The sequence below is a fragment of the Pseudomonas sp. H2_D02 genome (assembly GCF_054677635.1).
The window spans coordinates 2,930,749-2,950,012 of record NZ_CP162816.1 but is presented as its reverse complement, the minus strand read 5'-3'; the positions used below and the strand labels follow the sequence as shown (position 1 = coordinate 2,950,012).

Annotated in this window: 15 protein-coding genes and 2 pseudogenes; 6 read left to right on the top strand and 11 right to left on the bottom strand. The window is 63.2% G+C overall.

Annotated features, from left to right (window positions below; all coding sequences use genetic code 11):
* Positions 1-12: 12 nt before the first annotated feature.
* From AB4N42_RS13670 to AB4N42_RS13640, 7 genes and pseudogenes are all read right to left on the bottom strand, one after another.
* Positions 13-891 carry a LysR family transcriptional regulator gene (locus tag AB4N42_RS13670; protein ID WP_198796043.1) on the bottom strand — a complete coding sequence of 293 codons (879 nt, stop codon included), beginning with the start codon at positions 889-891 and terminating at the stop codon, positions 13-15.
* Between the two features lie 246 nt (positions 892-1,137).
* On the bottom strand, positions 1,138-1,767 hold the full coding sequence (gene ycaC, locus AB4N42_RS13665; protein ID WP_030141308.1) for an isochorismate family cysteine hydrolase YcaC: 630 nt from the start codon (positions 1,765-1,767) through the stop codon (positions 1,138-1,140).
* Positions 1,768-1,911: 144 nt separating this feature from the next.
* Positions 1,912-3,751, bottom strand: a pseudogene (locus AB4N42_RS13660) (amidohydrolase).
* Between the two features lie 118 nt (positions 3,752-3,869).
* The gene (locus tag AB4N42_RS13655) at positions 3,870-4,508 is read right to left on the bottom strand and encodes an antibiotic biosynthesis monooxygenase (protein WP_198796042.1); all 639 of its coding nucleotides are present in this window, start codon (positions 4,506-4,508) and stop codon (positions 3,870-3,872) included.
* Positions 4,501-4,914, bottom strand: coding sequence for a DoxX family protein (locus tag AB4N42_RS13650; RefSeq protein WP_030141305.1), 414 nt, complete (start codon positions 4,912-4,914; stop codon positions 4,501-4,503). Before AB4N42_RS13650 ends, AB4N42_RS13655 begins: the two co-directional genes overlap by 8 nt.
* The gene (locus AB4N42_RS13645) at positions 4,911-5,864 is read right to left on the bottom strand and encodes a LysR family transcriptional regulator (protein WP_030141304.1); all 954 of its coding nucleotides are present in this window, start codon (positions 5,862-5,864) and stop codon (positions 4,911-4,913) included. Before AB4N42_RS13645 ends, AB4N42_RS13650 begins: the two co-directional genes overlap by 4 nt.
* 132 nt (positions 5,865-5,996) lie before the next feature.
* Entirely contained in the window at positions 5,997-6,818 is an 822-nt protein-coding gene (locus AB4N42_RS13640) for an alpha/beta fold hydrolase (RefSeq protein ID WP_030141303.1), read from the bottom strand.
* A 347-nt stretch (positions 6,819-7,165) separates the two neighbouring features.
* Here AB4N42_RS13640 and AB4N42_RS13635 point away from each other — a divergent pair, with 347 nt between their 5' ends.
* Positions 7,166-9,976, top strand: a complete 2,811-nt coding sequence (locus AB4N42_RS13635) for an ATP-binding protein (RefSeq protein ID WP_460116310.1) — start codon at positions 7,166-7,168, stop codon at positions 9,974-9,976.
* Here the strand turns inward: AB4N42_RS13635 and AB4N42_RS13630 are convergent.
* Both AB4N42_RS13630 and AB4N42_RS13625 read right to left on the bottom strand, forming a co-directional pair.
* A complete protein-coding gene (locus AB4N42_RS13630) occupies positions 9,923-11,413 on the bottom strand; it encodes an ATP-binding protein (RefSeq protein ID WP_258647922.1) in 1,491 nt (496 codons plus the stop codon). The genes AB4N42_RS13635 and AB4N42_RS13630 overlap by 54 nt on opposite strands.
* 185 nt (positions 11,414-11,598) lie before the next feature.
* Entirely contained in the window at positions 11,599-12,549 is a 951-nt protein-coding gene (locus tag AB4N42_RS13625) for a GlxA family transcriptional regulator (protein WP_030141831.1), read from the bottom strand.
* A gap of 298 nt (positions 12,550-12,847) precedes the next feature.
* Between AB4N42_RS13625 and AB4N42_RS13620 the strand changes: the two genes are divergently transcribed.
* Entirely contained in the window at positions 12,848-13,570 is a 723-nt protein-coding gene (locus tag AB4N42_RS13620; protein WP_030141832.1) for a pirin family protein, read from the top strand.
* A gap of 126 nt (positions 13,571-13,696) precedes the next feature.
* Here the strand turns inward: AB4N42_RS13620 and AB4N42_RS13615 are convergent, their stop codons facing one another.
* Positions 13,697-14,572 carry a LysR family transcriptional regulator gene (locus AB4N42_RS13615; protein WP_030141833.1) on the bottom strand — a complete coding sequence of 292 codons (876 nt, stop codon included), beginning with the start codon at positions 14,570-14,572 and terminating at the stop codon, positions 13,697-13,699.
* A gap of 110 nt (positions 14,573-14,682) precedes the next feature.
* On the opposite strand from AB4N42_RS13615, the gene AB4N42_RS13610 reads away from it, so the two are divergent.
* From AB4N42_RS13610 to AB4N42_RS13600, 3 genes are all read left to right on the top strand, one after another.
* Positions 14,683-15,885 (top strand): YbfB/YjiJ family MFS transporter, encoded by a 1,203-nt coding sequence (locus AB4N42_RS13610; protein ID WP_431145095.1) that lies wholly within the window; start codon positions 14,683-14,685, stop codon positions 15,883-15,885.
* Between the two features lie 139 nt (positions 15,886-16,024).
* Complete coding sequence (locus AB4N42_RS13605; RefSeq protein ID WP_217859912.1) at positions 16,025-16,426, top strand: hypothetical protein; 402 nt, start codon at positions 16,025-16,027, stop codon at positions 16,424-16,426.
* A 222-nt stretch (positions 16,427-16,648) separates the two neighbouring features.
* Positions 16,649-16,855, top strand: coding sequence for a hypothetical protein (locus AB4N42_RS13600; protein ID WP_030141836.1), 207 nt, complete (start codon positions 16,649-16,651; stop codon positions 16,853-16,855).
* 7 nt (positions 16,856-16,862) lie between these two features.
* On the opposite strand, the gene AB4N42_RS13595 is transcribed toward AB4N42_RS13600, so the two are convergent.
* Complete coding sequence (locus AB4N42_RS13595; protein WP_460116309.1) at positions 16,863-17,906, bottom strand: GlxA family transcriptional regulator; 1,044 nt, start codon at positions 17,904-17,906, stop codon at positions 16,863-16,865.
* Positions 17,907-18,175: 269 nt separating this feature from the next.
* Here AB4N42_RS13595 and AB4N42_RS13590 point away from each other — a divergent pair.
* A pseudogene (locus AB4N42_RS13590) lies at positions 18,176-19,258 on the top strand (HAMP domain-containing protein); the annotation flags it as partial.
* Positions 19,259-19,264 lie beyond the last annotated feature (6 nt).

Below are 19,264 nucleotides of genomic sequence, written 5' to 3'. Positions count from 1 at the left end.
GCGTTCCGGCCTTTATTGCATCCGCTCGCGCAGGAACTCCACCAGCGCCTGCACCGGGCGCGAAGCCTGGCGATGTTGCGGGTAGACCGCCGACAGCGCCAACGGCTCGGTTTCAAAGCCCTCCAGCAGCTTGACCAACCGCCCGTCCTTCAACGCCTCACCAAGGATGAAGGTCGGCAGGTAGGTGATCCCCATACCGGCGATCGCCGCATCCCTGAGCAGGTCGCCGTTATTGGCCCGCATCCGCCCCGCCACTTCCAGGACCAGCGGTTTGCCATTTCCCTCGAAACGCCACTGCACCTGACGGCTGTGTCCATAGGGCAGGCAGTCGTGATTGCGCAGGTCTTCAGGTCGTGCGGGCGTGCCGTTCTCCGCGAGATAGGCCGGGCTGGCGCAGTACACCCGTTCGATGCTCGCGATGCGCCGGGCGATCAGGGTTGAATCCTCCAGCACGCCGATCCTCAGCGCCAGGTCGTAGCCCTCGCCCAGCAGGTCCACCGAGCGATCGCTCAGGTCCACCTCGACGCTAACGTCCCGGTAGCGCTGCAAGAACTGCGGCAGCAGGCAGCCCAGGTGCGCCACGGCGAACGACAACGGCGCGCTGAGTCGAATGGTCCCGCGCGGCTCGCTGGTCTGGCCGCTGATGCCCTGCTCCACTTGCTCGACTTCACTGAGCAGGCGCAACGCCGCCTCGTAGTAGCGCTGGCCGAGCGGCGTCACGTCCAGCCGTCGCGTCGAGCGGTTGAGCAAGCGCACGCCCAGGCGCTGCTCCAGCTCCATGAGCTTGCGGCTGACGAATTGCTTGGACAGCCCGAGCTTGTCCGCCGCCGCGGTGAAACTGCCCGACTCCATGACCTGGGCAAATATGCGCATTTCTTCGAAGGGGTTCATTGTCATTCCGTGGGTGGGACTTAGAAACATCCAAGCCAAATACAAAACCTGTGGCGAGGGGATTTATCCCCGCTGGGCTGCGTAGCAGACCCAATAACTAACCATGTGAACATTCTGACACACCGAGTAAGCCTATTTTGGGCTGCTGCGCAGCCCAGCGGGGATAAATCCCCTCGCCACAAGGGTGCTTCGGCAGACAAAAAGATGCCCGCACATTGGCGGGCACCTGTTCAGCCAGGACGCTGCTTACTTGGCCGTCAGCGCCGAGTAGCTGTTCATCAGGTTGCGGTAGTTCGGAATGCGCTGGGACAGCAGGTTGCCCAGGCCTTCGATGTCGTTGCGCCAGTCGCGGTGCAGCTCACAGGCCACCGAGAACCAGTTCATCATCTGCGCGCCCGCAGCAGTCATGCGCACCCAGGCGGCTTGCTGCACGGTTTCGTTGAAGGTACCCGAGGCGTCGGTCACGACGAATACGTCGAAACCTTCCGCCAGGGCCGACAGGGTCGGGAATGCCACGCAGACATCGGTCACCACGCCAGCGATGATCAGTTGCTTGCGACCAGTGGCCTTGATCGCCTTGACGAAGTCTTCGTTGTCCCAGGCGTTGATCTGGCCTGGACGTGGAATGTACGGCGCGTCCGGGAACATTTCCTTGAGCTCCGGCACGATCGGGCCGTTAGGGCCTTGTTCGAAACTGGTGGTCAGAATGGTTGGCAGGCCGAAGAATTTAGCCAGGTCAGCCAACGCCAATACGTTGTTCTTGAACTCGTTGGGCGAGAAATCCTGGACCAGGGAAATCAGGCCAGTCTGGTGATCGACCAGCAGGACCACCGCGTCGTCTTTGTTCAGGCGGTTGTAGGCGGGAACGTTGCTCATGGGATGACTCCTTTGGGATGGATGTTACAGCCCCCATGTGGGAGCGGGCTTGCTCGCGAAGGCGTCGTCACATCCAACAACCTTGCAAGCTGACACACCGCTTTCGCGAGCAAGCCCGCTCCCACAGGGGAATATGTTTGTCAGTCAAAAGGCAAAGCAGGAACAGCCAAACGCGCCCCAGAAACCCTGGAAGTCGCTGACCGGGACGTTCGACAAGCGCGCCCGTTCGTGGCTGTGGGAGTGCACCGTGCACGGACCGCTGCACTGGTGGACCTGGGCCTGCAACGGTGAGGTCGGACGCCAATGGCCCGGGACCTTGACCACGGGCGACCAGTCCGGCAGCACCGGGACGCTGGCCGGGCCGAGTTTTTCGAAGTCGCCGGCGGCGTAGACCACCTTGCCGTCGACCACGGTCAACACCGACTCGATCCACTTGATGGCTTCTTCCTCGACGCTGAAGAAGTCCGCGCTCAGGGCAGCCAAGTCCGCCAGTTGGCCGACCTTGATCTGGCCTTTCTTGCCCTGCTCGGACGAGAACCAGGCGCTGCCATGGGTGAACAGTTCCAGCGCGGTCAGGCGCGGCAGGCCTTCTTCGTGCAACGACAGGCCGCCAACGGTACGACCGCTGACCATCCAGTACAGCGAGGTCCACGGGTTGTAGCTGGAGACGCGGGTGGCGTCGGTGCCGGCGCCCACCGGCACGCCTTCGGCGAGCATGCGCTTGATCGGCGGCGTGGCCTCGGCCGCCTTGGCGCCGTAGCGATCAACGAAATATTCGCCCTGGAAGGCCATGCGGTCCTGGATTGCGATACCGCCGCCCAGTGCTCGCACGCGTTCGATGTTCTTCGGCGTAATGGTCTCGGCGTGGTCAAAGAACCATGGCAGGCCGTTGAACGGGATGTCGCGGTTGACCTTCTCGAACACGTCGAGCATGCGGCTGATGGATTCGTCATAGGTCGCGTGCAGGCGGAATGGCCAGCGCTGTTCCACCAGATGACGAACCACCGGTTCCAGGTCCTGCTCCATGCCTGGCGGCAGGTCCGGGCGCGGTTCGAGGAAGTCTTCGAAGTCCGCTGCGGAGAACACCAGCATTTCGCCGGCGCCGTTGTGCCGCAGGAAGTCGTCGCCCTGGTGCAGCTTGACGCTGCCGGTCCAGTTCTTGAAGTCGGTGAGCTCTTCCTTGGGCTTCTGGGTGAACAGGTTGTAGGCGATGCGCACCGTCATCTGTTGCTCGCGGGCCAATTGCTCGATCACCGCGTAGTCGTCCGGGTAGTTCTGGTAGCCGCCGCCGGCTGTCGATGGCGCTGGTCAGGCCCAGGCGATTGAGCTCGCGCATGAACTGGCGGGTGGAGTTGACCTGGTATTCCAGCGGCAGCTTCGGTCCCTTCGCCAGGGTCGAGTAAAGGATCATCGCGTTGGGCCGCGCCACCAGCATGCCGGTCGGATTCCCGTTGGCATCGCGAACAATCTCGCCACCGGGCGGGTTCGGCGTGTCGCGTGTGTAGCCGGCCACGCGCAACGCGGCGCGGTTGAGCAAGGCGCGGTCGTACAAATGCAACACGAACACCGGGGTATCGGGCGCGGCCTGGTTGAGTTCTTCCAGGGTCGGCATGCGTTTTTCGGCGAACTGGAATTCATTCCAGCCGCCCACTACGCGTACCCATTGTGGCGTCGGCGTGCGGTCGGCCTGGTCCTTGAGCATGCGCAAGGCATCGGCCAAGGACGGCACACCTTCCCAGCGCAATTCCAGGTTGTAGTTCAAGCCGCCACGGATCAGGTGCAGGTGCGAGTCGTTGAGCCCGGGAATGACGGTGCGGCCCTTGAGGTCAATGACCTGGGTGCCGCTGCCACGCAAGGCCATGGCCTCGGCGTCGGTGCCCACGGCGACGAAGCGCCCTTGGCTGATGGCAACCGCGCTGGCGCGAGGCTTCTCGCGGTCGACGGTGTGGAATTGGCCATTGAACAGAATCAGATCGGCGTTCATAGGGTTTCCTTGTGAATGGGAAGAAGCAAGGGACAGGCGCGGCCAGAAAGCCGCGGCGGCGCTGAGCAACGATCCGGCGGCGAGCAGTTGGCGGCGCAGCGGATCGGTTGGATCGTCGTTATTGGCCATGGCCGGGCTCCAGGTGTTCGTGGGCCTTGGACGCTTCCAACCATGGCGCGAACAGGCGGGTCGCCAGCGGCATGCACACGTACACCACCGAAAGCACGATGGTCACGGTGATCAGGAACGTGGCGACCACGTAGTTGGACAGGAACGCGTTGAGTTGCAGCAGCGGGCCCCAGAGCAAGGGCACCAGCAGCGTGTGCGGCAGGATGACGAATAGCGTCACCACCGATTGTTTCCAGCGCGGTGGCGGCGTAGCGGCATCGGCCAGCGGGGCGAACCAGAATTCCTTGTGGGAGGCGACTTCAGTCTGGTCGCCGTCGGCCAGCAGCGGCGTGGCCTCATTCACCAATTCGCGGCGCTCGGACGAGTCCAGCCAGCGCTGCATGGCCTCGGTGGAACAGAAACGCAGCACGCAGGTAAACAACGACAATCCGCCCTGCTTGCCCCGGACCACATCCACGCCCAGATGCCCCGGCCACTGGCCGGCAACGCTGACGATGCGCCGCAACCAGGCTTCATAGGCGCCGTCCTGGCCGGCCTTGATCCGGTGCTTGACCACCAGCGTGACGATTTCGTCGGAACCGGGCATGGCCGGTTTCGCGGTGGATTCGAGGGTTGGGGATTCAGACATGGCGAAGCACTCCATCAAAACGCGTGTTCATCGCCAGGCGGCCGGGGCCGGCAATGAATACGCTGGTAAATATGATCAGCAGTAACCAGCCGAACTGCCCTTCTTCCAGGCTCCACTGCGGATGCACCACCAGCAGCGCCACGGCCAGCAGGAACAGGATCGGCAGGCACGCCAGGCGCACCAGCACGCCGGCCATGATCAGCAACGGACACAGCACCTCGGCGAAAATCGCCAGGATCAGCGTGGGTGCGGCGCCGAGGTGGAACGGGTCTTCGATGCGGGTCAGTTCGGCGCTGTAGTTCAGCAACTTGGGCAAGCCATGCACCCACAGTAGGAACAACGCGCCGCTCAGGCGCAGGAACAGCAGGCCCAGGTCCTGCATGCGGCGTTCATCAGTGCTATTCATCGGTGGGCTCCGGCCGGGTCCGTCGAGACGGCCGCGGCTGCAGGCAACGGTTGGGACATGTGGGTGGCGATGCGCGAACGCAGCCAGCGCTCGGCGGGGTCGTTGTCATGCACGCCGCTCCAGACCATCGACAACTCGGCGGCATTGATTTCGAACGGCGGGTCTTCGGCGCGTAGCGCACAGCCTTCCACCAGCGCACAGGCGGCGTAGTCGGGAACGGTGGCGATCAGCTCGGTGCCGGCCAGCAAGGCCCGCAGGCCGCTGAATTGCGGTACCGCCAGCACGACCTTGCGCGCCCGGCCGATGCGGGCCAGGTCCAGGTCGATGTTGCCGCTCAGGTCGCCCGAAAACGAGACCATGGCGTGGGGCCGCGAACAGTACTCGTCCAGGGTCAACGGCCCGGGACGGTTGTCGCCGCGCAAGACCTTGCAGGGAATGTCCCGCAGTTTCTTGCGCTTGGCATTGGCTGGCAAGTCGGTGGTGTAGCTGACGCCGACGCTGATCTCGCCGCTGGCCAGCAGCGACGACATCAGCAGGAAATTGGCCCGGCGCACCACGACGATGATGCCCGGCGCTTCTTCGCGCAGTTGACTCAGCAGTGGCGGAAACAGGCCGAACTCGGCATCGTCCGACAGACCGACGCGGAACACGTCGCAACTGGTGGACGGGTCGAATGCCTTGGCCCGGCTGACCGCGCTGGAAATGGTGTCCATGGCCGGCTGCAGTTCCTGCAGGATCGCCAGGGCCCGCGGCGTGGGTTCCATGCCTCGGCCGTGGCGGATCAGCAGCGGGTCGTCGAACAGATCCCGCAGCCGCCCGAGCGCCGCGCTCACCGCCGGCTGGCCCATGAACAGCTTTTCGGCGACGCGGGTCAGGTTCTTCTCGAACATCAATGCCTCGAAGATCACCAGGAGGTTCATGTCGAGACGGCGTAAATCGTTGCGGTTCATGGGTGTCGTTCCTGTTCAATACCGAACCTGTGGGAGCGAGCTTGCTCGCGATGGCGTCATCACATTCAACATCGATGCAAGCTGACTCACCGCCATCGCGAGCAAGCTCGCTCCCACAGGTTTGCGCCCTGATCAGCCTCGGATGAACGCCAACAGGTCAGCGTTCAGTTGGTCCTTGTGGGTGTCGGTCAGGCCGTGGGGCGCGCCTGGGTAAACCAGCAGCTGCGAATTCTTGAGCAGTTTGGCGGCCGCGATGCCGGCGGTTTCGATCGGCACCACCTGGTCGTCATCGCCATGGACCACCAGGGTCGGCACGTCGATGTTGCGCAGGTCTTCGGAAAGGTCGGTCTCCGAGAACGCCTTGATGCAGTCGTAAGTGTTCTTGTGGCCGGCAAGCATGCCTTGCATCCAGAACCAGTCGATCATGCCCTGGGAAACTTTGGCGCCCGGACGGTTGGCACCGAAAAACGCGCTGGCCACGTCCTTGTATAGCTGAGAACGGTCGGCCAGGGAGGCTTGGCGGAAGCCGTCGAAGACTTCGATGGGCAGGCCGCCAGGGTTGGCCGGGGTCCTGAGCATCAACGGGGTGACGGCCGAGATCAGGCCGAGCTTGGCGACGCGGGCGGCGCCATGACGACCGATGTAGCGCGCCACTTCGCCACCGCCGGTGGAGAAACCGAGCAACACCGCGTCCTTGAGGTCCAGGCGCTCGATCAGTTCGGCCAGGTCATCGGCGTAAGTGTTCATGTCATTGCCATCCCACGGCTGGCTGGAACGCCCGTGGCCACGGCGGTCGTGGGCAATCACCCGGTAGCCGTTGGATGCGAGGAACATCATCTGCGCCTCCCAACTGTCGGAGTTCAATGGCCAGCCGTGGCTGAAGACCACCGGTTGGCCAGTGCCCCAGTCCTTGTAGTAGATCTCTGTGCCGTCGCGGGTGATGAACGTGCTCATGACATGACTCCTTGAGGTGGGTGGATCGCTCAATGGTCCGGCCAGGGGAGATATTTGCGTGAGTTAAACGTTGTTAATTTTTTCGGAACTGACGTGCTTTTGTGGCGAGGGAGCTTGCTCCCGCTGGGCTGCGCAGCGGCCCCGGGATTGTCGCCTCGGTGTGCCGGATTGATTGGGAAACGAGGGTTTTTGGGGCCGCTTCGCGGCCCAGCGGGAGCAAGCTCCCTCGCCACGGGTTTGGCGTTGCGCAGGGACATGGCAACACCACCCGCCGTTGCGCTTGACATAAAACCTGAGGAATATAGTCGGGTACAGCCCATCTCCATGGACAGAACCATGAGCACGCCATGAGCCAATACCTCAGCCTGCCCGTCGAAAAGACGGTGCATTTCGGCCCCTATCGGGTCCATCCGCGCCAGCGCCTGGTGTTGGAGGGCGGGCAGCCGTTGCGCCTCGGGCGGCGGGCGGTGGAGATTCTGCTGGCACTGCTCGAACACGCTGGCCAGGTGGTGAGCAAGCAGCAATTGATCGCCCGTGTCTGGCCCAAAAGCGTGGTGGAAGACACCAACCTGCGGGTTCACGTGGCAGCCCTGCGCAAGGCCTTGGGCGACGGACAGGCTGGCCAGCGCTACATCGTCACCGTGGCGCAGCGTGGCTACAGCTTTGTCGCGCCGGTCACCAGCGAACCGCCCGAGCAACTGGCCCGTATCCCCCACCCTTCCCTGGCAGGCAACCTGCCGCCGCGCCGCACCCGCGTGATCGGACGCCAGGGCCTGGTGGAAAGCCTGGTCGCCCAGTTGCCGCGAAAACGCTTCATCACCCTGGTCGGCAGTGGCGGCATCGGCAAGACCACCGTTGCCTTGCGCGTCGCCGAGCGGCTGATCGGACATTACCGTGATGGCATCTATCTGCTGGACCTGGGCTCGCTCAACGACCCGGCCATGATCGCGCCGAACCTCTGCGCCCTGCTGGAGCTGTCGCCGCAAGACGGCGCACCGCTTGAAACGATCCTCAGACCGCTCAAGGATCGCCATTTCCTGCTGGTGATCGACACCTGCGAGCATTTGATCGACGCCGTCGCCCTGCTCTGCGAGACCTTGCTGCGCGGCGCTCCTCACCTGCACATCCTGGCCACCAGCCGCGAGGGCTTGCGCGCCGAGGGCGAGCATGTGCAGCGCCTCGAGTCCCTGGCGCTGCCGCCCCGGGGAATGGCCATCGAAGGCTATCCGGCCCTGGAATACCCGGCACTGCAACTGTTTGCCGAGCGGGCGATGGCCAGCCAGGACGACTTCGAGCTGACCGACCATCAGATCCCGCTGGTCATCGACATCTGCCAGCGGCTGGATGGCATTCCCCTGGCCATCGAGCTGGCGGCCGCACAGGTGGGACGCTTCGGGCTCGAAGAGCTGCGCCGCCAATTGCAGGACAGCGTCGCCCTGCTCGTCCACGACAATCACGCCAGCGCACCGCGCCAGCAAACACTGCGGGCCACGCTGGATTGGAGCTTCGCGCTGCTCACCGCCTGCGAGCAGACTTGCCTGCGACGGTTGGCGGTGTTCATGGGCAACTTCAACCTGGCATCGGCGGCAGCGGTCATCGTCGGCCAGCATGTGGCGCCCGAACAGGTGCTGGTGTCGATCAGTCAACTGGTCGCCAAATCGCTGCTCAACGTCGAGATCGGTGACGAAGAGGTCCGCTATTGCCTGCTGGATACCACCCGCAGCTACGCCTTGGAGAAATTGATCGCGGCAGGCGAACTCGCCGCCAGCCAGGCGCGCCACGCCGAGCGCTGCCTGACCCTCATGGAGCAGGCTGAAAAAGATTGGGAACAGACCCCGACGCGGCTGTGGATCGCGCGCTACGCGACCTACCGCGACGACATTCGCGCGGCGCTGGACCGAGGGCTGGGCCCGCACGGTTCCCACAGCGTGGCGATCCGCTTGACGGCGCGCACCCTGCCCCTCTGGCAGGAGTTGTCACTCCTCAAGGAGCACGGTCTTTACGTCAACAAGGCCCGGGAACTGCTGCAAGGCAGCGCCTCGCCATGCCCAAGGTTGACCCTCGCCCTGGAACTGGCCCACGCCAGTCTCAACTACCACACCGAAGGCGGCACGCCCGCCACCGTCGCGGCGTTCGCCACGGCTCGGCGCCTCGCCCGACAGTATCAAGACCTGGCCGGTGAACTGCGGGCCCTGTCCGGCCACATGACGGTCAACCTCAGTTGCGGGCGCTATCAACAGGCGTTGGAACATTGCCAGGAGTTCGACCGGCTGGGCCTGCCGGGCGATCCGGTCATGTCCTTGAGTGCCCAGCGCCTGCGAGTACTGGCGTTGCATTTCATCGGCGACCAGGGTGCGGCGCGGCACGATGCCGAGCAGGTCATCCAGCGCCTGGCCCAGAACGGTCACTTGAGTCGCTTCACTCACGGTTTCGGCGTGCAATACGAACAGAGCGTGGCGGCGCTGACGATCCTGGCGCGGATCCTCTGGCTCCAGGGCTTCCCCGAGAAAGCCCGGCGCACCGCCAACCTCGCCCTGCAGATTGCCCTGCAAATCAACCACGGCCTGTCGATCTGCTACACCCTGGCGGTGAGTGGTTGCGTGATCGCCCAGTACACCGGGGATTACTCCACCGCCCGGGAACGGCTCGATATGCTGAAACACCAGGCCCGGAAACACTCGGTGATGCTGTTCCATGACTGGGCCTGCCACTTCGAGCGCGCGTTCGACGGCGGGCCCCTCGAGGCGTGCCCGTCCCCTACCAGTCTTATCCAGGACATGGTCGTGACTGTCCGGCCGGATACCGTCAGCCCGACCCAGATCGAACGTGCCCACAGTGGCGCGGCGGGCTGGTGCTCGGCGGAGATCCTGCGTGCCGCCGCCGAAGCCTTGCTGGCACAGGGCGGTGCGGGTGCCGAAGCGAATGCCGAAGCCCATCTGCTGGCCGCGCTGGCCGTGGCACGACGCCAAGGCGCGCGCGCCTGGGAGCTGCGCGGTGCCATCTCCCTGGCCCGCCTGTGGCAGCGGCAAGGTCAGGACGAGGCCGCGCACGACCTGCTCGGGCCGGTCTATCGAGGCTTTGCGGAAGGGTTCGACACCCCCGATCTAACGGAAGCCGGCGTGCTGCTCCAGGCGCTGGCTCGTCGGCTCGGGTCGTGAATGGCGCAGCTGCCACGCGTTCTGGAGCACGTAGCGGCGCCGCAGCAAATGCCACTGGCCATTACGCCGCAATTTTTCCAGGGCATAGGCACGGGTGGTGTTCAGCAGATAGAACCGAGTCCCTTCGGCCCGTTGTTCGACCATCACCAGCGATTGCCTGACCAGCCGTGACAGCAGCCAGGGCAACCGCTCCATACCCAGGTCAGTGCAACTGATGACGGCCATCGCGGCTTTCAGGGAAAACGCCTGTTCAAACACCGCCAGTCTCTGGAACACCGTTTGTTCATCGCGACTCAAGCGCTCGAAGCTCCAGTCCAGCGCTGCCTCCAGGCTGCCGTGACGCGCCACGGCCGTGCGACGCCCGTGGCTGAGCACCGACAGACCGCCGTCCAATTGTTCCAGAACGCCAGCAACCCCCAGGACATCGACTTGGGCCGCCGCCAATTCCAACGCCAGCGGTACGCCATCCAGGCGCCGGCAAATCTGTGCGAGGAGCACCAGGTCACGCTCCCCCGGCGTGAAGCCTTGCTGTCGAGCGCCGACGCGATCCATCAGTAACTGCACCGCCGGGCACGCCAGCACCTGGTGATCCGGGTCGCGGGGCGACGCCACCGTCAGGCCGGGCAGTTGCAGGACATTTTCTTGCGCCAGATCGAGGATTTCACGGCTGCTGAACAACAGCGACACACCGGGGGCCGACGCACCCAGCATCAGGGCCAATTCCCGACAGGCCCCGAGCAAGTGTTCAACACCGTCGAGCACCAGCAACACCCGGCAGGATTGCAGTCGCTGCTCCAACGGTCCGTCTTCCAAACCGAGGGCATGGCAGATCCGCGGCGCAATCAGGCTCGGGTCGTTGATGTCGGACAAGTCAATGAACCAGGCGCCTTGGTCGAAATGCTCCAGCAGCAGCTCTGCTGCCCGCAGGACCACAGTGGTCTTGCCGACGCCGCCCGAGCCGGTGACGGTGGTCAGGGGCTGGCGCGGGACTTCGACAAGCAACCGCCCCAGCACTTTGTCGCGTCCGATCACCGGGCTCAGGCGCGCGGGTAGATTGTGCCGCTCGCCCTGTTCGGCATCGGGCCCGTCGGCACTCGGCTCGACAACCAGCGGCGCGGCAAAGCAGTAGCCCTGGTGGGGGTGATTGAGGATGTAGCGTTTGCCATCCCGTCCGTCGCCGAACGTTCGCCGCAGCGCCGCGATATGCACCCGCAGGTTGATCTCCTCCACCACGCTGTCAGGCCAGACGTGAGCGATGAGCGTTTGTTTGCTGACGAAGCTGCCGGCGTGCGCCACCAGCAGTTGCAGAATATCCAGGGCGCGACCGCCCAACGCCAGGGGTTGGCCGTCGCGGGTGACCAGTCGCTGCTGTCGGTGAAAGACAAACGGACCGAAGCCCACCGTCTGTTCGGTGCCAGGTTTGACGAAGCTGTTCATTGAGCGATCCTGCGCCAGATAACCGGTCCGGGCGTGGCGTTGCGAATCATCGCAAGCGTCTGCCCTGGCTCTTTGCGCATCCTTTCCAGAGGGTTCGCCCTTATCTTGGCAGCCACCCGCCAGAGAACAATGCTGGCACAGGACGCATCACGGACATCACGGTGCCCTGGACGGACACCGACGGCTCAACTGAACTGTTGACGGTACTGGACTGGGGTCAGGCCGAGCTTTTCGCTGAACAGCAAGCGCATGTGGCGGACGCTGCCGAACCCGCTGCGAAAGGCCACGGTCTTGAGGGGCAAGTCGGTGGACTCCAGCAACTGTCGCGCCCGGTCGATGCGCGCGCCCTGGAGGAATTCCATGGGGGTCATCTTCACTTCCCGGACGAAGAGCCGGGCGAAGTGCCTGGAACTCATGGCCGCCAACGCCGCCATGCGCTCGATGGTGAACGGCTCTTCCAGATGCTCCATCACGTAATGCTGCACGCGGGTGACCGCCGACTCCTGGGTCGCCACCGCCGCCACCAGCGGACTGAACTGCGCCTGCCCGCCTTGGCGTTTCATCACCACCAGAAGCACCTTGGCGATATCCAGCGCGACCTTCCGTCCATGATCCTGGGCGACGATAGACAACGCCATGTCGATACCGGCCGTGACACCGCCGGAGGTGATCAAGCGCCGATCCTGCAAATAGATTTTGTCGGTCTCGACCAGCGCCTTGGGGAAACGCTGGATCAAGCGTTCGGTGTAATGCCAATGGGTGGTGACGCGGTGTTCGTCGAGCAACCCCGCCTCGCCCAGCACGAAGGCACCGGTGCAGATAGAGCCGTAGCGCGTGGCCCGTTGCGCCGACGCCCGCAGCCAGGCATGCAAGCCAGGATGCCTATCGTTATAGGCACCAGGACCGCCCGGCACGAGCAAGACGTCATAGGCGGCCCACGCCTGGTCGATGTGGAAATCGGCCTGGACCGTCACCCCGTTGGACGCCCGCAATGGGCCCCGCTCGGTGCCCAGGGTCAGCAGCTGATAGTGCTGATCGGGCGCAAGAAAACGATTGGCGATGGAAAACACTTCGAGCGGCCCGGCCATGTCGAGCAGCAGGAAATCAGGGAACAGCACCATTGCAACGGTTTTCATGGGAGAGACGCCAAGATCGAGAAGAACATGCCGGACCTTGTGGGAGCGAGCTTGCTCGCGATAGCGTCCCTCCAGTGGCATCCATGCACCTGACACGTCGCTATCGCGAGCAAGCTCGCTCCCACAAGGATCATCGGCTGGCATTATGACGAAGCCAAGCGCCCGCTGCGAGATTGTCCACTCAGAACGGACAGTATTTCGCCATTGAGCCGCTTATTGAACAGGCCGATTACCATTAATCTTCTTCTGAACCCGGCGAACGGCCACGGCCACCGCCCACTGAACCAGGAGAATTCTCATGCTGACCCTTCGCAAAGCTTCTGATCGCGGTATTGCCCGTCACGGCTGGCTGACCTCGTTCCACACCTTTTCCTTTGCCAGCTACCGCGACCTCAACCAACAAGGTTTTTCCGACCTGCTGGTCATCAACGATGACCGGGTTGCCGCCGCCAAAGGTTTTGGCCAGCACCCGCACCGGGACATGGAGATCTTTTCCTATGTGCTCGAAGGCGCGCTGGAACACAAGGACACCTTGGGCACCGGATCGGTCATTCGCCCGGGCGACGTGCAGTTGATGAGCGCCGGCAGTGGCGTGGCCCACAGTGAGTTCAACCACAGTGCCGACGAGCCGGTGCACTTCCTGCAAATCTGGATCGTGCCCAACGTGGTCGGCGCCACGCCGCGCTACCAGCAGGAGCACTTCAGCCCCGAACAGAAACGCGGTCGCCTGCAACTGATCATTTCTCCGGACGGCGCCGAGGGATCGCTTCACGTTCGCCAGGACGCACGGGTGTATGCCGGACTGTTCGACGGCCAGGAAAGCGCCACGCTGACGTTGGCCGCCGATCGCTACGCCTATGTCCACGTGGCCCGGGGCAGTGTCGAACTCAATGGCGTGCGGTTGCAGGAAGGCGATGGCGTGCGGGTGCGCCAGGAACAGGCGCTGACATTGGGCAATGGCCAGGATGCCGAGGTACTGGTGTTTGACCTGCGGCCACAGGAACTGCCGCAGATGCCATGAGACCGGTGCCTTGTGCAACCTGTGGGAGCGGGCTTGCTCGCGAAAGCGGAGGGTCAGTCAACATTGAGGTTGACTGGACTGACGTCTTCGCGAGCAAGCCCGCTCCCACATTTCTCTTATCCGCTGTTATTCGTTTTCCTGGGCAAACGCCCCGACGACCTCATCGATCACCGCCCGCACCCGCGCCGTGTGGCGCAGGTCCGCGTGCGTCACCAACCAGACCTCGTACGGCAGCGGTCGCGTGCGTTCCGGCCACAGGCGCACCAAGCCATCGCGCTCGCCCATGTACACCGGGATTTCCCCGACACCGATACCCGCCGCAATCGACCGGCGCACCAGCAGGCTTGAACTCAGGCTGGCAACGATCCGCCCACGGCTGACCGGCTCGGCGACCAGGGTGAAATCCTTCTGGCCCTGCAAGTACGGCTGATAGACCACCAGGTCATGGCCCTCAAATGCGCTGCCAGGCGTCGGCTCTCCATGGGCATCGACATAATCCCGCGAAGCAAAAAGTCCCACCGGCCAGCGGGCGATCCGCCGGGCGATCAGGTCGGGATTGTCTGGGCGGGTGTTGCGCACGGCGATGTCCGCTTCGCGCTTGACCAGGCTGATGATCTGCGTGGAGGCGTCCAGTTGCACGCGCACATCGGGGTGCCGTTGATGCAGGCGGGCAATGGCCGGGATCAGGAAATCGATCGCCAGCGAATCGGTCGTGGCCACGCGCACGTTGCCGATCAAGCGATCGTCCAGGCCCTGGATCCGTCGCTCCAGCTCCAGCGCCGATTGCTCCATTTTTTCCACGGACTTGAGCGCGGCTTCGCCCATTGCCGTCAAGGCATAACCGTCGGAGGTACGCAGAAACAGCGCCGCGCTCAGGGATTTCTCCAGCGCCACGATACGCCGTCCGACAGTGGCCTGGTCCACCCCCAATACCCGTGCGGCGCCACGCAAGGTCGACTCTCGACAGACCGCCAGGAACACCCGTGCGTCATCCCAATTCATCCGTCCTCCGGTGATGCATAACTGCATCGCTGTGCCGCACAATCGCTGCATAAACGCAACAACGATAGCCGATATGCTGGGCGCCATAAACCTCTCACGGGATCGCCATCATGCGTACATCATCCGCAGCGCTCGATTCACCTCCGACCGGCATCTGGTTGCCGATATTCGCCGGCCTCTGCGCCAGCCTTGTCAGCATTGGCCTGGCGCGATTCGCCTATACCCCGTTGATTCCGTCGCTGATCGAGGCGCATTGGTTCAGCGCGGGCGACGTCGTCTACCTCGGCGCGGCCAACCTCGTGGGCTACCTGATCGGCGCCCTGCTCGGTCGGCCCATGGCTCGGCGGCTGCCCCATAAAAATGCCCTGCGGTTGATGATGCTGGCAGTGACCGCTGCGTTTTTCGCCTGCGCCTTTCCACTGTCGGTGACGTGGTATTTCGCCTGGCGGCTGCTGTCGGGGATCGCCGGTGGCGCGATCATGGTGCTGGTGGCGGCGACCGTGCTGCCCCATGTGCCCGCCGCGCGCAGAGGGTTGGCCAGCGGCGCGATTTTCCTCGGGATCGGGCTGGGTATCGCGGGCTCCGGAACGATCGTGCCGCCCTTGTTGAGCCTGGGCCTTGAGGCCACCTGGCTGGGGCTCGGCGTGCTGTCGCTGGTGCTGACCGGGCTGAGCTGGTTCGGTTGGCCGCAGGATTTGCCCCACGTGGCCGCCGCGAAACACAGCACCCCGGAGGACACCACGCCCCGAGCCGTCTATCTGTTATTCGCCCAATACGCTTTCATGGCGGCCGGGTTGGTGCCAGCGATGGTGTTCCTGGTGGATTACGTGACCCGAGGCCTAAAGGCCGGTGCTCATGTCGGTGCCCTGGTGTGGGTGATGTACGGCGTCGGCGCGATTATCGGGCCCGTGAGCTATGGCTTTCTCGCGGATCATCTGGGCGCGCGCCGAAGCATTCGCCTGGTGCTCGCCGTGCAGGCCGTTGCCCTGGGTTTGCTCGCAGTTTCGCAGACGTTCCTGGCGCTGGCGTTGCTGGCGGTGCTGATCGGTTCGTTTCCGCCGGGTATCGTGCCGCTGGCCCTGGCGCGGGTGCATGAACTGGTGCCAAACCATCACCGCCAACAGGTGGCCTGGAGCCGTGCAACGGTGTCATTCGCCACGTTCCAGGCGGTGGCCGGTTTCGCCTATTCCGCGCTGTTCAACGCCAGTGGAGGGCACCATGCGTTGCTCTTCCTGATTTCCGCTGGCGCGATTGTCATTGCCTTTTTGTTCGACTACATTCCTCGCATTGCGGTGTCTGACACAAAAGCTTAAAGTTCCGCAAATTCGTCGGAGTCCGACCAGCGGTCAGCATTGCCATCATATTGCAATGTTGACTCGCTCCGACAAGCCAAGCAAAATGATTTCACTTGGCCACCACCCTCTGTCGTAGGTCCTTTCACGGAAGAAAAGAATGAAAAGGGTTATTTCTCTGGTCGCTGTCCTCGCGGCTTGCCCAGCGACAGCAGACGTACAGCAGATCCAGTACAACTACGATGATTCGAATGCCGAGTACGCCATCGTCTCGTTCGTCGAAACGGGTTCGGCTGTGCAGGCAACCGTTAGAAGAACCGGTGCCTATTTCACCAATTACACCAGGCTCGAACTTGATTGCGCCAACCGCAATGTCCGTCACATGGGCATGTACAACAGCGTCGAAGGTGTTGAAAAAGCCGAGTTCGACCAGATGCAAGGCCGGATCATAGACGGTTCGATCGCCGACGAAGTGGGAAAGGTGCTGTGCAAGGGCACGACCTTGACCGCCTCGCAGACAGAAGAATTGCCGACCGAAGATTTATTGGACGACAAGAGCTGAATCTAATCGCTTGCCTTCAGCGCTACCATTCGTAGCCGCGAAGGCAATTGCAGAACGAGTTCCTGAAGCTCTCGGACATTGGATGTCCCGCAGTTGATAAGCAAGGCCTTGCGGCTCGCCACTCGCTGCTCGAAGACTTCTTTTATTTCTGCCCAGACAGAAAAAAAGCCAACCTGACCGATCGCTTGAACACCCGCCTTGATCGGCGGGCGGGGAATCCTGATGCACGCTAGAAAGATATTCGAACTGCTGATGTCGTCGCTGGGCTACGTCTTGATCTCACTGCTTTGGTTCGTCTACGCCGTCCCGGGGATGATCGAACTGGATTCCGACTTTTCCCTCATAGCCGCCGCTTTTGGCTCCATCGTCTGGCTGTGTGCCACGGGCTGTATCGTCCTGTACGTCGTCCAGCGGATGCGCACGGCCTGATTAGGGCTCATTGCGATACGTGTTTTCGCCCGAAGGCCGAACGGTAGCTGCCGGGCGGAACACCAAAAAAATCCCGGAAACGTCGCTGGAAATGCGGGGAGCTGACAAAGCCCGTGGCCACGGCGATTTCCGTGACTGATCGATTGGTCTGCTGGATGAGCTGGCGTGCACGGGTCAGGCGCAGTTCCAGGTAATACCGCGTCGGGGTCGCACCGAGAAACCGACAGAACCGCCGCTCCAGTTGACGCTTGGACACCTTGACGCACGCCGCCAGCTCATCGATCGTCAACGGCTCCTCGACGTTCTGCCACATCAGTTCCAGTGCCAGCTTGAGACTTTGCGGCAGCGTCGGATCGGTCTCGACGAAGATCGGCGGCAGGTCGCTGGCGTCGTCGCCCGACTCGTCGCAGCGCAGGATCTCCTCGATCGCCCCCACCAGCGCTTCCCCACCCGTGCGGCGAATCAACTGCAGCATCATGCGCAACGAACTGTTGGCGCCCGCGCAACTGACGCGCTCGCGATCCACCACATAAGCGCGGCTGGAGACCTTCACAAGGGGGAACATCTCGGCCATGGTCGCGCGACTTTCCGGATGGACCGCGCATTCGAAGCCGTCGAGCAGGTTTGCGTCAGCGACAAAGAACACGCCGTTCCACAACCCGCCCAACAAGGCGCCAGAGGTTGCGTTGGCGCGCAGTTTGCGCCGCAGCAACGGCGAGCCTTGCAGCTTGACGCGAAAGCCGTCGGCGACAATCAGCACGTCCAGGTTGTCCGGCAGTTGCGCCAGCTCGACATCGGCCGAAATGACGATGCCCAGGTCACTCGTCACCTGCCCGCCCGACGCGCCGACCGTCAGCACTTCATAAAGCGGCATGTCGCTCATCAGGTTCGCGGTGACCAGCGCGTCCACCGCGCCGGTAAAGGACATCATCGAAAAATTGTCCATCAATACAAACGCGACACGGACCGGCGCCTGGCCGGGCGACGCAGCGCCCTGGGGCCGATAGGCCATGTTCTTGTTCTTGAGTACGCTTTCGAATGCGCTTGGCATGGGGCCTCGGGAGACAGGAAGGCGATCTTGACCGGAGCCGGGCACACGGCCCGAACCCTGCCATCTTCCCGATTAACCACCCAAGCGACCATCGTCTGCGCGACATCACTGTCAGCGATAACGACCTCCGACAAATGGCTACCTCAAGGGAATACGACCTTGGTCGATAGCCTATGGGTAGGCATGGGCGCTTTCCCTTCCAGAGTTCGCAACGCTCACCGCTAATGTTTCCGCCGTTCCAACACCGATAAATACCTGCGGGAGAAGTCATGAATATCAAACAGAAGCTGACATGGGCGTTCGCGGCCATTGCCTGCGTACCGGTGATCCTGGTGGCGGTGCTCGTGGTATTGAACCTGCGCGATGCGGCACAAGCCAACTTCCTGGACAGCAGCGGTCGCGAGATCCGCCAGATCGACAACGGCATGAAGCAGTTCTTCGACGGCATCATGCAAAACGTCGAATTCTTCGCCAAGGACCCGCGGATCGTCGCGGCCAAGGACTTGAAGAATTATTCCGCCGCCGACGCTGCGCAAACACCCCTGCCCGAGACCAACAAACAGATCCTGGACATTTTCGACCGGTTCGCCAAGAGCCATCCAACCACCGCCTACCTTTCCGTCGGCCTGGCGGACGGTGGCTATGCCAGTTGGCCGGATGATCCGAAAATCTCCAATTACGACCCGCGCGTGCGCCCTTGGTACAAGGCCGCCATCGCCGCGCCAGGCACCACCGTGAAGACCGATGCCTACTACTGGGCGCCGGATGACGTGTCGTTGATCGGCATCGTGCACACCGTCAGCGACGCCGCCGGCAAGCTGGTGGGCGTGGTGGGCCTGGACGTGTCGCTCAAGCAACTGACTGAGCTGGTCAAGAACATCAAGCTCGGCGACAGCGGCTACCTGATGCTGGTGGAAGCCAGCGGCAACGTCCTGGTGGACCCCGCCGATGCCAAGCACAACTTCAAGCCGCTGGCCGATCTCGGCCCGAACTACGCCGCACTGGCCAAGAGCAGCGATGGCGCCACCCAGATCGAGATCGATGGCGTGCCCTACATGGCCAACATCGTCACCTCCAAGAGCCTGGGCTGGCGCTTCATTGGCCTGATCAAGCGCGACGAAGTCATGGCCGGTGCATCGAGCCTGACCTGGCTGATCGCCGTCATTGCCGCCGCCCTGGCCGTGGTCTTCGCCATTGTCGGCGCCAGCTTCGCCAGCGTCATCGTCCGGCCGATTCGTGGCGTTGCCAACGGCCTGCAGGAAATCGCCGAAGGCGAAGGCGACCTCACCCGTCAGCTGGCCGTGCAAGGCAAGGACGAAACCGCCACCCTGGCGAGCTGGTTCAACCAGTTCCTGGGC